This is a genomic window from Enterobacter sp. QK-SA4 (assembly GCF_056856775.1).
The window spans coordinates 3862922-3877098 of sequence record NZ_JBXFXH010000007.1 but is presented as its reverse complement, the minus strand read 5'-3'; the positions used below and the strand labels follow the sequence as shown (position 1 = coordinate 3877098).

Below are 14177 nucleotides of genomic sequence, written 5' to 3'. Positions count from 1 at the left end.
GCGATTTTTGCAGCAAACGATTCAAAACGTGAGAAAAAGCGTTGACGAGATCGGAGGCGCACCGTAATATGCGCCTCGTTCCCCAAACGGGAACAGTGGAGCGGTAGTTCAGTCGGTTAGAATACCTGCCTGTCACGCAGGGGGTCGCGGGTTCGAGTCCCGTCCGTTCCGCCACTATTCAGAAGGCCTGAATCAGAAATGATTCAGGCCTTCGTCGTTTCAGCCTTCTGTAATCTCATCCTCTCACTTATTGTTAACATAAAGTTAATATGCATGGTGCAATTTATTAACAATCGCACAACCATAGTGCATTATTTGCACTATGGTTGTGCATTTCTCCATCGATCCTCTCCTCGCACCTCGTTCAGAATGTTTCTTTCTGTAAAAATAATTCACGCAGAATCATTTGGTTAACTCCTGCTTTCCAAAAATATGCCGAACCAATTAAGTATTGGTTTGGTTATTGCTTAATCATTAGCACGATAAGCTTCATTCCATATCAATAACTTATCGTTAATAAAAATAAAGCAATGATGAAAGCGAGCGAACCAATATGGAAAAACCGTCACGGTTTCTGGCAAATTCCAGCACCGCGCTTGAGCAGCTGCGCGGGCTTATCAACCAGCATGAGTCAACACCAGGCATACCGCTGCCCACGGAACGTGAGCTGTCGGACACTCTCGGCGTAGGACGACGTGAAGTGCGTCGTGCGCTGGACGTGCTGGAAGAAGAGGGGCACATCTGGCGTAAGCAGGGCAAAGGGACCTTTATTGGCCCGGCGGCACCTGTTGAACCGCTGGCCCTTCAGGGATTGGTTCAGCAGACCAACCTTCTGGAAGTGATGGAAGCTCGTCTACAGCTCGAACCCGGCTTAGCCCGGCTTGCGGCACTGCGTGCCACCAGGGAAAACCTCGCGCTCATGCAGCGCATGCTGGAACGCATCGACAATGTCAGCCCGGATGACCGCGATCTCAACGAACTCTGGGACAGCGCCTTTCACCGGGCAATTGCCGAGGCGGCGGGCAACCGTCTGATGCTCGGCCTGTTTGATGCCATTGATGCCGTTCGGCGCGAACCGGGCTGGCAGCATCTGCGCGAATTAGCCCGCACGCCCGAACGTGTCGACAGCTATAACGACCACCACCATAAGATCATGTCTGCGATTATCCATCGCCAGCCTAATGAAGCCGCGGCCGCCATGCGCGAACACCTGCTCAGCCTGCAAACCGCCCTGATTCAGGCGATCCACCTTGAGGACGACTTCACGCCATGACGACAATACCCTTTAAGGACGCCACGCCCGTATTGCGGGTGCAAAACCTCAACGTTACGTTTGCTGGCTCGCCGGCTAGCGTGCTTGATGGTATCTCGCTGACCGTCAGGGCGGGCGAAACGCTGGCGCTGGTGGGAGAGTCCGGCTGCGGGAAAAGTATCACCTCACTGGCGCTGATGGGGTTACTGCCCGCCAGCGCGCAGATTGTCAGCGGCGAGATGCAGTTTCGCCGCCACGATCTGCGAAAGCTCTCGCCGCGGGAATATGCCGACCTGCGCGGCAGCGAGTTGGCGATGATTTTCCAGGAGCCGATGACCTCGCTCAATCCGGCGTTTACGCTGGGGGATCAGCTTAGCGAAGCGGTTATGCGGCACCAGAACGTCTCGCGCGCAGAGGCGATGAAGGTCGCGCTGCAGATCCTCGAGAAGGTACAGATCCCGGCGGCAGAGATGCGCCTGAAAGCATATCCCCACCAGCTTTCCGGCGGCATGCGCCAGCGGGTGATGATTGCGATGGCGCTGATTAACCATCCCAAACTGCTGATTGCCGACGAGCCCACCACTGCGCTCGACGTCACCATCCAGGCGCAAATCCTCGCCTTGCTCAACGCCTTAAAAGAGGAAACCGGCACGGCGGTGCTGATGATCACCCACGATTTAGGCGTCGTAGCAGAAGTCGCCCAGCAGGTAGCGGTGATGTATGCCGGACAGGTGGTGGAGCAGGGGAGCGTGGAGGCCATCTTTGCCGACCCGCAGCATCCGTACACCATCGGCCTGATGGGCTCGATTCCTTCACTTGGGGCACGCAAGGGCCAGCTCTCCACCATTCCCGGATCGGTCCCGCTCCCGGAATCCATGCCGAAAGGCTGCCGTTTTGCCACCCGCTGTCCGTTTGCGCAGTCGCGCTGCCATGCTGAAAAACCGCAGCTCACCGCGCTCGGCGCGGGCCATCAGGTCGCCTGCTTCCGCGTGCCGCTCGAACAGCACATTGCCCTGGGAGAAATCGCATGACCACGCCCATTCTTGAAGCCCGTGACCTCAGCAAGCTTTTCCCCGGCCCCAAAAAACTCTTTACCCCGGCACGGTTTGTCACCGCGGTCGATCGCGTTTCGCTTGCCGTGATGCCGGGCGAAACGCTGGCGATCGTCGGCGAGTCCGGCTCCGGGAAATCTACCCTCGGTCGTCTGCTGTTGCGCCTGCTGGCCGCCAGCGAAGGGCGCGTGTTTTACCAGGGGGAAGAGATCACCGACGCCTCCGGTGCCCGCCTGAACCAGCTCCGGCGCGAGCTGCAGATTATCTTCCAGGATCCCTTCGCCTCGCTCAACCCGCGCATGACGGTGGAGCAGATCGTCGGGGAGCCGCTGTGGCTGCATCAGAACATGAAAAAAGCGGATCGCCAGTACCGCGTTGCCGAGCTGCTCAAAACCGTTGGCCTGCCTGCCGCCTGGGCCGGGCGCTATCCGCACGAGTTTTCCGGCGGGCAGCGCCAGCGTATCGGCATTGCGCGCGCGCTGGCCTCGGGACCGAAACTGCTGCTGGGCGATGAGCCGGTGTCCGCGCTGGACGTCTCCGTTCAGGCGCAGGTGGTCAACCTGCTGGAAAGCCTGAAGCACCAGCTGGGGCTGACGATGGTGATTGTCGCCCACGGCCTGGCGGTGATCCGCCATATGAGCGACCGCGTGGCGGTCATGTATCTCGGGCAAATCGTCGAGCTTGCCACCGTCGACGAGATTTTTGACGCGCCGCTGCACCCCTATACGCAGGCATTGATCGCCTCGGCACCGCAGATGCAGCCGGGCGTTGAACGCGACGCGCCGCTGCTGCAGGGGGATCTGCCCAACCCGGCCAGCCCGCCGTCCGGCTGCCGTTTCCACACCCGCTGCCCGTACGTTACCGATGAATGCCGCCAGGTTGAGCCGATCAATCAGGTGCTCGACGGTGGACGTCAGGTTGCCTGTCATCGCTGGCAGGAGATCAACCGCGATCGCAGCATTATTCAGATCGCACCGCCATCCGCCGCCTTTCTGCGCCGCCGCGCGCTGTTTGAACACGCGGCCACTCACTCGTCCCTTCCTTCAAGGAACTCATGATAATGACAATGCGTAATTCTCTTTTGACCGTACTGGGAAGTGTTATGTTGCTTGGCGCGGCGCTGCCCGCCCATTCTGAAAGCGTGCTGCGGATCGGCCTGGGCGCTGACCCGGACATGCTCGACCCGCATCTGGCGCGCACCTACTATGGCCGCTTCGTCTTTGCCTCCCTGTGCGACAGGCTGGTGGACGTGGATGAAAATCTGAAGGTCGTCCCCGGCCTGGCTAAAGACTGGGCGTGGAGTGACGACGGTAAAACCCTGACGCTCAATCTGCGCGAAGGCGTCACCTTCCACGACGGTGAGAAATTCGATGCCGCCGCCGCAAAATACAACCTCGACCGCGCCCTGACCTTAAAAGGCTCTCTGCGTAAAAGCGAGATCTCTTCCGTTGAATCGGTCGAGGTCACCGGCCCGATGCAGATTGCGCTGCACCTGAAGACCCCCGATGCCGCTCTGCTGATGCAGCTCACCGACCGCGCGGGCGCGATGATGGCCCCCGAGGCGGCCAAAAAGCCTGACTTTGCCGCCCACCCGGTCTGCTCCGGCCCGTATAAATTCGACAGCCGCGTGTCCCAGGACCGCATCGTGCTGACCCGCTTCGACAACTACTGGAACAAAGGCGCCTACCACTTCGACAAAATCATCTATCTGCCGATCCCGGATGCCTCCGTGCGCCTCGCGAACCTGCGCGCGGGCGATCTTGACCTGACCGAAGGCATCGCCGCAAGCGACGTTAAAACCGTCGAAGCCGACAGCAAGCTGGCGCTGGCGAAGGTGACGGGCCTGGGCTATCAGGGCATCACCTTCAACATCAACAACGGCAAGGTGCCGGCCAACGATCCGTTCAAGGACGCCCGCGTGCGCGAGGCGTTTTCACAGGCCATCGACCGCGATGCGTTGAACCAGGTGGTCTTCGAAGGGCTTTACACCCCGGCAAACCAGGCGTTTTCCCCGGTCAGCCCGTATCACGTCAACCTGCCAGTCCCGCCGCGTGACGTCGACAAGGCTAAAGCGCTGCTGAAAGCGGCAGGCGTCACCGCGCCGCTCACCGTCAACCTGCTGGTGCCGAACAACTCAACCTCACAGCAGGTGGGCCAGGTGCTGCAGGCGATGGTCGCCGAGGCCGGATTTAACCTGAACCTGCAGATGACCGAATTCGCCACGCTGCTGGATCGACAGCAGAGCGGCGACTATCAGCTGAGCTTCTCCGGCTGGTCGGGTCGTCCGGATCCGGACGGCAGCATCTACGGCTTTATCCACAGCAAAGGCACGCTGAACGACGGCCGCTACAGCAACGCGCAGGTCGATGAGTGGCTGACCCAGGCGCGCCAGAGCACCGATCAGGCCGCACGCCAGCCGCTGTACGACAAGGTGGTGAAGCAGCTGCAAACCGACATGCCGATTGCCTACCTCTACTTCGAGCCGCGCATTTTCGGTCTGAACAAAAGCGTGCAGGGCTTTAAGCCGTACCCGGACGGCATCGTGCGTCTGGCGGGTTTGACGCTGGCGAAATAAAGGTCCTGAGGAGAACCCATGCTGGAACTGATTTGCAAACGTCTGCTGCTGGCTATACCAACCCTGCTGCTGGTGAGCATGATGGTGTTCGGACTGCAAAAGCTGCTGCCCGGCGACCCGCTGATCGCCATGGCCGGGGAGGAGCGCGACCCGGCGGTCATCGCCCAGTTGCGTGCGGAGCTGAACCTCGATGCGCCGATCCCCGTGCAGTATTTCCACTGGCTGACGCGGGCGCTGCAGGGCGATCTGGGCGTCTCCTTACGCACGCACGAACCGGTGACGCAGCTGATCGCCAGCAAGCTGCCGGTCACGCTGGAGTTGTCCCTGCTAGCGATGATTATCGCGCTGGTGTTTGGCATCAGCATGGGGATCCTCGCGGCGGTGAACAAAAACAGCTGGGTCGATCACGGGGCGAACTTCGTGGCGATCTCGGGGATCTCGATCCCGCACTTCTGGCTGGGGATCCTGCTGATACTGGTCTTTTCGGTGAACCTGCAGTGGCTGCCCGCATCCGGCTACGTGCCGTTCAGTGAAGATCCGCTTCAGAACCTGCGCACGCTGCTGCTGCCCGCGTCCGTGCTCGGAACCGGCCTCGCGGCGACGCTGATGCGCCACACCCGCGCCTCGATGATTGCCGTGCTGAAAGCGGATTACATCCGCACCGCGCGGGCGAAAGGGCTGCTGCCGAAGGCGGTGATCCTAAAGCACGCGTTTCGCAACGCGCTGGTGCCGGTGATCACCCTCACCACGCTGCTGTTCGGCGAGCTGCTGGGCGGCGCGGTGCTGACCGAGCAGGTCTTCACCATTCCGGGCTTCGGCAAGATGATCGTCGACTCGGTATTTAACCGTGACTACGCGGTGGTACAGGGCGTGGTGCTGATCGTGGCGATCGGCTTCCTGATGCTGAACCTGCTGGCCGACGTGCTTTACGTCCTTATCAACCCGAAAATGCGAGGTTAACCATGGCGGAACTGACGACGCAAACCGTTACGCCCGCGCTGCCGCGCGCGCAAAACCGGGTGCTGAAGAAATTCCTCGCCAACAAAAGCGCGGTGATTGGCGCGGTGGTGGTGGGCTTCTTTGTGCTGGTGGCGCTGCTGGCGCCGTGGATCGCCCCGTTCGACCCGGTCAAAGCTAACTTCCTGGCGGTGCGCAAAGCGCCGTCGGCGATGTACTGGTTCGGCACCGACGAGCTGGGGCGCGACATTTTATCCCGCATAATCTGGGGAGCTCGCACCTCGCTGATGGCGGGCTGTATGTCGGTCGTTATCGCGGTGGTCATCGGCGTGCCGCTGGGGCTGGTGGCGGGTTACTTCCAGAAGATGTGGGACGGGGTGATCTCGCGGTTTATCGAGGCGCTGCTGGCCTGTCCGTTCCTGATCATGGCGATCGCGCTGGGGGCATTTTTGGGCCCGAGCCTGACCAACGCGATGATCGCCATCGGTCTTTCGGCGATGCCGATCTTCGCCCGCCTGACGCGCGGTCAGGTGATCGCTATTCGCAACGAAGAGTATATCGACGGCGCGCGGGCGATTGGTCTGCCGGATCGCTGGATTATCGTCAAATACGTCCTGCCGAACGTGATGTCGCCGATCCTGGTGCAGGCCACGCTGGCGATTGCCTCAGCGATTATCGCCGAAGCCAGCCTGTCGTTTTTAGGGCTGGGGCAGCAGCCGCCCAATCCGTCATGGGGCTCCATGCTCAACACCGCGAAAGGGTTTCTGGAGCAGGCGCCGTGGATGTCCGTTTTCCCCGGCGTGGCGATTTTCCTCGCCGTGCAGGGCTTTAATTTACTCGGCGACGGGCTGCGCGATGCGCTCGATCCGCGCCACGACTAAGGAGTCATGATGACCAAAGCGCTTGATTTTACGTCCGGTTACGCTTCACGCCGCCCGCCAATGATGGGCCGTAACGCCGTCGCCACGTCGCAGCCGCTGGCGGCACAGGCGGGAATGAAAATGCTGCAGCTGGGCGGCAACGCCGTTGATGCGGCAATTGCTGCCGCGATGGCGCTGACGGTGGTTGAGCCGACCGGCAACGGGATCGGCAGCGACGCCTTTGCCATCGTCTGGGACGGTGAAAAGCTGCACGGCCTGAACGCGTCCGGTCGTTCGCCTGCGAGCTGGCATGCGGATCTGTTTGCCGGAAAAACCGCGGTGCCGGAAATTGGCTGGGACGCGGTGACCGTGCCGGGCGCGGTATCCGGCTGGGTGGCGCTGGCGGAACGCTTCGGCACGCTGCCGCTGACCACGCTGGCGCAGCCTGCTATTGACTACGCGCGCAACGGTTTCCCTGTCTCCCCGCTGATTGGCCATCTCTGGCAGCGCGGCTATAGCAAGCTGAAAGATCAGCCGGGTTTTAGCGCCTGTTTCGCGCCGGAAGGCCGCGCCCCGCGCGTGGGGGAAATCTTCCGTAATCCGGCGCAGGCGAACTCGCTGGAGCTGATTGCCCGCACCAACGGTGAAGCCTTTTACCGCGGCGAGCTGGCGCAGAAAATTGCCGCTTTCGCCAAAGAACACGGCGCACACCTGACGGCTGAAGATCTGGCAAACCATCGCGTGGACTGGGTAGAGCTGCTGTCGCGCGACTTCGCGGGCGGTTCGGTGCAGGAATTGCCGCCAAATGGCCAGGGGATCGCCACGCTGATTGCGCTCGGCATTCTGGAGCAGTGCGGCATTGAGAAGCATCATCCGGATTCCGTGCAGTCCCTGCACCTGTCCATTGAGGCGATGAAGCTGGCGCTGGCGGATCTCGACCGCTACGTGGCGGATGAAGACCATATGGCGTTCGCGGCGAAAGAGCTGCTGAGCGACCATTATCTGAAGTCGCGCGCGGCGCTTATCAATCACGAGCACGCCTCTGATTTTGTCTACGGTTCCCCGACCCAGAGCGGCACGGTCTACATCAGCACCGCCGACGCCAGCGGGATGATGGTGTCGTTTATTCAGTCCAACTACATGGGCTTCGGTTCAGGCATTGTGGTGCCGGATACCGGGATCAGCCTGCAAAACCGGGGATGCGGGTTTGTGCTGGATCCCAATCACCCGAACGCGCTGGCGGGCAGCAAGCGACCGTTCCACACCATCATTCCGGGCTTTGCGATGGACGGCAACGGCCAGCCGCTGATGTCCTTCGGCGTGATGGGCGGCCCGATGCAGGCGCAGGGGCACATGCAGATGGCGCTGCGCATTATGCTGCACGGGCAAAACCCACAGGCGGCAATTGATGCCCCGCGCTGGCGCGTAGTGCAGGGCAGGGAGGTGATCGTTGAATCGACCTTCGATCGCAATACTATCGCCGCGCTGCGCGAGCGGGGGCATCAGATCGTGGTGGAAGATCCGCTTCAGGATTACAACTTCGGCGGTGCGCAGGTGATTTACCGCCTGCCGGAAGGCCACTACGTGGCCGCGACGGAAAGCCGCAAAGACGGGCAGGCGCTGGTGAGTTAATGATTTATCCTTCCTCTCCCAAAGGGGCAGAGGGGGCCCCACAAAATAATGCCTGCACGGACGCCCCCCTCTCCCTTGAGGGAGAGGGCTGGGGTGAGGGGAACATTTCACCCAATGCTAAACGGATCCGCATCCTGCCAGGCCGGAAACTTCTCGCGATACTCCTGCAGCGCCGTCAACGACAGCTCCGCATCAATGCGCGTCGCCTGATGCGGCTCGGCGGTGGCAATGATCTCGCCCTGCGGATTCACTACCCGGCTGTCGCCGCGGTAGTGATGCCCGTTGCCGTCGGTTCCCACGCGGTTACAGCCCACCACGTACGCCTGGTTCTCAATCGCGCGCGCCACCAGCAGTGACTGCCAGTGCAGGGAGCGCGGTGCAGGCCAGTTGGCAACATACAGCGCCAGGTCGTAATCGTTGCGGTTGCGCGACCACACCGGGAAGCGCAGGTCGTAGCAAACCAGCGGCAAAATACGCCAGCCGCGCCACTCGAACACCACGCGCTCGTGACCCGCTTCATAGTGATGATGCTCATCCGCCATGCGGAACAGGTGGCGTTTATCGTAAAAATGCACTTTCCCTTCCGGCTCCACCAGCAGGAAGCGGTTCACCGGCCCGCGATCCGTTTGCAGGGCGGCGCTCCCGGCGATCAGCGCGTTGGTCTGCTGCGCTTTGGCGTGCATCCAGGCGACCACCTCATCCTGCGGCATTGACTGCTGTGCCGCTTCCATGGCGAAGCCGGTCGTGAACATCTCCGGCAGGACAATCACATCACGCCCGGTAATGTCTTCCAGTTGACGATCGAAGTGGCGCAGGTTGGCGGGGCCATCCATCCACACTAAAGGTTGCTGCAAAATCGAAATCTTCAAACCAGGCACGATACAGACTCCTCAAACGACCGCTTTTTGACACTTTAGCACGTCATTACGAGAAAATGTGGCAATAAAAAACCCCGCTCGGGGCGGGGTTAGTATAAGCGAAACGCGTTACGCCGCTTCAGGCTTGCGGTGCTTCTCCGGCAGCTTTACCGGCTGCGTCGCCAGCTCGTCCGGTTCGAAATCATCCACGTTAATACTGCGCAGACGGCTCTCTTCGGCTTTCACCAGCAGAGCGGCTTCATCTTTATTGATAATGCCGCCGGCCAGCGCCTGTTTTGCCAGTTCGTCCAGACGGGTAAACGGCAGGTTTTTGCCCAGCTGTTTACAGATTTTCTGGTGAATCGGATCGGCAGCCATCACGTCCAGCAGCGCCTCTTCCAGCAGACCCACCGGGTTATGCGGCGTCGGCGTCAGATACTGACCACGACCGATACGGGAGCGGGTTGCGCTCGGTACCTGCAGGATCTTCGCCACCTTGTGGTCCAGCTTGTCGGACGGCGCCAGATGGTGACGACCGGTCGGGAAGATCACCGCGCGCAGAGCGCCCGCCACGAAGCGGTTCGGGAAGTTCGCCAGCAGGTCGTCAATCGCCTGTTCAGCCTGATACATCGCATCCTGAACGCCCCAGTGCACCAGCGGCAGATCCGCTTCCTGACGGCCTTCATCGTCGTAACGCTTCAGGACCGCAGAGGCCAGGAAGATCTGGCTCAGCACATCCCCCAGACGGGCAGAAATACGCTCGCGACGCTTCAGGCTACCGCCCAGCACCGCCATGGAGACGTCAGACAGCAGAGCCAGGTTGGCGCTAAGACGGTTCAGATGCTGGTAGTAACGTTTGGTCGCATCGCCGGTCGGCGTCGCGCTGGTAAGACCGCGCGTCAGGCCCAGCCAGAAGCTGCGCACCTTGTTGCTGCCCACGTGACCGATATGTTTGAAGAGCAGCTTATCGAAGGCATCCACGTCGTTGTTCTGCGCGGCAGCCATCTCTTCCAGCACGTACGGATGGCAGCGGATTGCGCCCTGACCGAAGATCATCATGCTGCGGGTCAGGATGTTTGCCCCTTCCACGGTGATGGCAATCGGTGCGCCCTGATAGCCGCGCGCCAGGAAGTTGCCTTCGCCGAGCATAATGCCTTTACCGCCCGCGATATCCATCGCGTCAATGATCGACTGCTGCGCGCGGTGGGTACAGTGGTACTTCACAATTGCGGATAGCACGGCCGGTTTTTCGCCCAGCATAATGCCGTAGGTAATCAGAGAAGCCGCGGCATCCATCACGTAGGCGTTGCCCGCGATACGCGCCAGCGGCTCTTCGATACCTTCCATCTTGCCGATGGAGATTTTGAACTGACGGCGGATATGAGCGTAAGCGCCAATCCCCATCGCGACCGACTTCAGACCGCCGGTTGAGTTCGACGGCAGGGTAATGCCGCGGCCCACGGACAGACATTCCACCAGCATACGCCAGCCCTGACCGGCCATTTTCGGACCGCCGATGATGTAGTCAATCGGCACAAAGATGTCCTGACCGCGGGTCGGACCGTTCTGGAACGGCACGTTCAGCGGGAAGTGACGACGACCAATTTCAACGCCTGGGGTAGAAGTTGGGATCAGCGCGCAGGTAATGCCCAGATCTTCTTCACCGCCCAGCAGTTTTTCCGGGTCAGAGAGCTTAAAGGCCAGACCCAGCACGGTGGCGATTGGCGCCAGGGTGATATAACGCTTGTTCCAGGTCAGGCGCATGCCCAGCACCTGCTCGCCCTGCCACTCGCCCATGCAGACCACGCCGGTGTCCGGGATCGCGCCTGCATCGGAGCCCGCTTCCGGGCTGGTCAGCGCGAAGCATGGGATTTCCTGACCGCGTGCCAGACGCGGCAGGTAGTGATCTTTCTGCTCTTCGGTACCGTAATGCTGCAGCAGTTCGCCCGGGCCTAAGGAGTTAGGCACGCCAACGGTAATCGCCAGGATCCCGGAGACGCCTGCCAGCTTTTGCAGGACGCGAGCCTGAGCGTAAGCGGAGAATTCCAGACCGCCGTACTCTTTCTTGATGATCATCGCGAAGAAGCGATGTTCTTTCAGATACGCCCACAGCTCTGGCGGCAGATCGGCCATTTCATGGGTGATGGCAAAGTCGTTGGCCATACGGCACGCTTCTTCCACCGGGCCGTCAATAAAGGCCTGTTCTTCAGCGGTCAGGCGCGGCTGCGGATAGTTATGCAGTTTTTTCCAGTCCGGGTTGCCCTGGAACAGATCGCCTTCCCACCAGGTGGTGCCTGCGTCAATCGCTTCTTTCTCGGTACGCGACATGGGCGGCATCACTTTGCGGAAGCCTTTGAACACCGGCGCAGAGATCATTGATTTACGCATCGGGGCCAGGTTAAACGGCAGAAGAATGATGGCAAGAGGGACTAAAAGCCAGATATTCCAGAGGCCTGCGGCGCCAAGCGCAGCCGTCCAGGCCAGAAGAATCAGGCTGCTCAGGAATAAACTTACGCGGTGATAGAACAACACACCGAGCAGAACAACGGTTGCGAGAATGCTCAAAATCATCATAAAGAAAAGCTCCCTTGCTTGTAGGAGGTCTGACCACTTGTGATGATATGGTTGTAGTTGATGTTATTTCCTTTAGCAATGTGTTTACAAAATAATTACAACCTGGTTCACATTGTTCGCGTTTTAGCCGGCACAAAAAATCAAAACGCCGGACGTTTCGCATGGCTTTAGCTTCTCGCTTTTCTTGCTATCCGGTACACTCCACTGTGTTATTTCATCAATACTGAAGGATTATCCTCATGTACCAGGATCTTATTCGTAACGAACTGAACGAAGCGGCGGAAACGCTGGCGAACTTTCTGAAAGATGATGCCAATATTCACGCTATTCAGCGCGCAGCGGTCCTGCTTGCCGACAGCTTCAAAGCCGGTGGCAAAGTGCTCTCCTGCGGTAACGGCGGTTCCCACTGCGACGCTATGCACTTCGCAGAAGAGCTGACCGGACGCTATCGCGAAAACCGTCCGGGCTACCCGGCGATTGCGATTTCCGACGTGAGCCACATCTCCTGCGTAGGCAACGACTTCGGTTATGACCACATCTTCTCCCGCTACGTTGAAGCCGTAGGCCGTGAAGGCGACGTGCTGCTGGGGATCTCTACTTCTGGCAACTCCGGCAACGTGATCAAAGCGATCGCCGCCGCGCGTGAAAAAGGGATGAAGGTCATCACCCTGACCGGTAAAGATGGCGGTAAGATGGACGGTACGGCGGATGTCGAAATTCGCGTTCCGCACTTCGGTTATGCTGACCGTATTCAGGAAATTCACATCAAAGTGATCCACATCCTGATTCAGCTGATCGAAAAAGAGATGGTTAAGTAAGGCTTCGCTGGGGGGCTTCGGTGCCCCCCCGCTGTTGTGGAGGTATTTTATGTGCGAACTGCTCGGGATGAGCGCCAATGTGCCAACCGATATCTGCTTTAGTTTCACCGGGCTGGTTCAGCGCGGTGGAGGAACCGGGCCGCATAAAGACGGCTGGGGCATCACCTTCTACGAAGGCAAAGGGTGTCGCACGTTCAAAGATCCACAGCCCAGCTTTAACTCACCGATTGCCAAACTGGTGCAGGACTACCCGATCAAGTCCCGCTCGGTAATCGCCCACATCCGTCAGGCTAACCGTGGCGAAGTGGCGCTGGAAAATACCCATCCGTTTACCCGCGAGCTGTGGGGCCGAAACTGGACCTACGCGCACAACGGGCAGCTCACGGGCTATAAGTCGCTGGAGACGGGCAATTTCCGCCCGGTCGGCGAAACGGACAGCGAAAAAGCCTTCTGCTGGCTGCTGCACAAGCTGACGGAGCGCTATCCCCGCACGCCCGGCAACATGACTGCCGTATTCAAATACATCGCGACGCTGGCGTCTGAACTGCGTGAAAAAGGCGTGTTCAACATGCTGCTCTCTGACGGCCGCTATGTGATGGCGTTCTGCTCGACGAATCTGTTCTGGATCACCCGCCGTGCGCCGTTTGGCGTTGCGACGCTGCTCGATCAGGATGTGGAGATAGACTTTCAGAAGGAGACCACACCGAACGATGTGGTCACTGTTATCGCAACGCAGCCGCTGACGGGCAACGAAACCTGGCAAAAGATTATGCCAGGCGAGTGGGTGCTATTTTGTCTCGGGGACCGTGTAATTTGACGCCAGCTGCGGGTGGACGACTTCGTGGCTCAGCGGTTTGCTGACCACGTAACGGCCATCGACGATAGAGACCACCGGTGGCTTGTGGGTCTGCTCAAAGTAGTCGTAACCCGGCTTCAGCTGTTTCCAGAAATCCGCGTAGTATGAGTACTTGTGACGCGCCATGTTGGCGTCCGTCATGCGGAACGGATAGATGCTGACCTGTACGTTAGGCTGCCCAAAGACCAGCGCGCCCGTCACGAACTGGAAAATCTCATCAATGCCGGAGTCGGTCATCGCATAACAGCCGATAGACACGCAGGCACCGTGGATCATCAGATATTTACCTTCATAACCGTGTGCACGGTCATAGGCATTCGGGAAGCCGATGTTAATGGCTTTATAGAAGCGGCTGTCAGGCTTGAGCTGGCTGCGCTGAACGTTGTAGAACCCTTCCGGACTTTTGAAATCGCCCTGACGCTGTTTTGGCCCCAGTCCGCCGGAGTAGTTACAAATTTTGTAACTATCAAGCAGCTGATATGTCTCGCCCATTTTGACAAACAGATCGAGAGTGCGCTCTTCCTTGAAGATCTGAATATAAACCGGCGATCCCATTAACTGCTGTTTATATTCCTTGCTGACCGGCGTCGTTGAGCTATTACTGCTGAGCAGTCCGGCAAACGACATGCACGGCATCAGAAGCATCGCAATGAACAATGCGATTTTACGCATACTACTAGTTCCTTGATAAAACCATGACCAACTTGCCAGGACGGCAAAAGAGACCCGAAATCAGATTATTCT

General features: G+C 59.4%; 12 protein-coding genes and 1 tRNA gene. 10 read left to right on the top strand and 3 right to left on the bottom strand.

Annotated features, from left to right (window positions below):
- Nucleotides 1–97: 97 nt before the first annotated feature.
- The 8 genes from AC1VYI_RS20345 to AC1VYI_RS20310 all read left to right on the top strand — a co-directional run bounded on the left by AC1VYI_RS20345 (nt 98) and on the right by AC1VYI_RS20310 (nt 8328).
- A tRNA-Asp gene (locus AC1VYI_RS20345) sits at nt 98–174 on the top strand.
- A gap of 379 nt (nt 175–553) precedes the next feature.
- Complete coding sequence (locus tag AC1VYI_RS20340) at nt 554–1273, top strand: FadR/GntR family transcriptional regulator (protein ID WP_134866780.1); 720 nt, start codon at nt 554–556, stop codon at nt 1271–1273.
- Entirely contained in the window at nt 1270–2283 is a 1014-nt protein-coding gene (locus tag AC1VYI_RS20335) for an ABC transporter ATP-binding protein (RefSeq protein ID WP_023310488.1), read from the top strand. Before AC1VYI_RS20340 ends, AC1VYI_RS20335 begins: the two co-directional genes overlap by 4 nt.
- On the top strand, nt 2280–3362 hold the full coding sequence (locus tag AC1VYI_RS20330; RefSeq protein ID WP_045356212.1) for an ABC transporter ATP-binding protein: 1083 nt from the start codon (nt 2280–2282) through the stop codon (nt 3360–3362). Before AC1VYI_RS20335 ends, AC1VYI_RS20330 begins: the two co-directional genes overlap by 4 nt.
- Before the next feature lie 2 nt (nt 3363–3364).
- Entirely contained in the window at nt 3365–4879 is a 1515-nt protein-coding gene (locus AC1VYI_RS20325) for an ABC transporter substrate-binding protein (RefSeq protein ID WP_226483432.1), read from the top strand.
- Between the two features lie 18 nt (nt 4880–4897).
- Nucleotides 4898–5839 carry an ABC transporter permease gene (locus tag AC1VYI_RS20320; RefSeq protein WP_023310491.1) on the top strand — a complete coding sequence of 314 codons (942 nt, stop codon included), beginning with the start codon at nt 4898–4900 and terminating at the stop codon, nt 5837–5839.
- A 2-nt stretch (nt 5840–5841) separates the two neighbouring features.
- Nucleotides 5842–6717 (top strand): ABC transporter permease, encoded by an 876-nt coding sequence (locus tag AC1VYI_RS20315; RefSeq protein WP_023310492.1) that lies wholly within the window; start codon nt 5842–5844, stop codon nt 6715–6717.
- A 9-nt stretch (nt 6718–6726) separates the two neighbouring features.
- Complete coding sequence (locus tag AC1VYI_RS20310; RefSeq protein ID WP_045356214.1) at nt 6727–8328, top strand: gamma-glutamyltransferase family protein; 1602 nt, start codon at nt 6727–6729, stop codon at nt 8326–8328.
- Between the two features lie 107 nt (nt 8329–8435).
- Here AC1VYI_RS20310 and AC1VYI_RS20305 read toward each other — a convergent pair whose 3' ends face one another.
- Both AC1VYI_RS20305 and fadE read right to left on the bottom strand, forming a co-directional pair.
- Nucleotides 8436–9206, bottom strand: coding sequence for an amidohydrolase (locus AC1VYI_RS20305; RefSeq protein WP_023310494.1), 771 nt, complete (start codon nt 9204–9206; stop codon nt 8436–8438).
- 108 nt (nt 9207–9314) lie between these two features.
- The gene (fadE, locus tag AC1VYI_RS20300) at nt 9315–11759 is read right to left on the bottom strand and encodes an acyl-CoA dehydrogenase FadE (RefSeq protein ID WP_023310495.1); all 2445 of its coding nucleotides are present in this window, start codon (nt 11757–11759) and stop codon (nt 9315–9317) included.
- A gap of 239 nt (nt 11760–11998) precedes the next feature.
- Between fadE and lpcA the strand changes: the two genes are divergently transcribed.
- Nucleotides 11999–12577: a D-sedoheptulose 7-phosphate isomerase gene (lpcA, locus tag AC1VYI_RS20295; RefSeq protein WP_010427884.1), complete on the top strand. Its 579-nt coding sequence runs from the start codon at nt 11999–12001 to the stop codon at nt 12575–12577.
- A 49-nt stretch (nt 12578–12626) separates the two neighbouring features.
- The gene (locus AC1VYI_RS20290) at nt 12627–13394 is read left to right on the top strand and encodes a class II glutamine amidotransferase (RefSeq protein WP_023310496.1); all 768 of its coding nucleotides are present in this window, start codon (nt 12627–12629) and stop codon (nt 13392–13394) included.
- On the opposite strand, the gene dpaA is transcribed toward AC1VYI_RS20290, so the two are convergent.
- A complete protein-coding gene (gene dpaA, locus AC1VYI_RS20285) occupies nt 13365–14105 on the bottom strand; it encodes a peptidoglycan meso-diaminopimelic acid protein amidase (RefSeq protein WP_023310497.1) in 741 nt (246 codons plus the stop codon). The two genes, AC1VYI_RS20290 and dpaA, sit on opposite strands and share 30 nt — an antisense overlap.
- Nucleotides 14106–14177 lie beyond the last annotated feature (72 nt).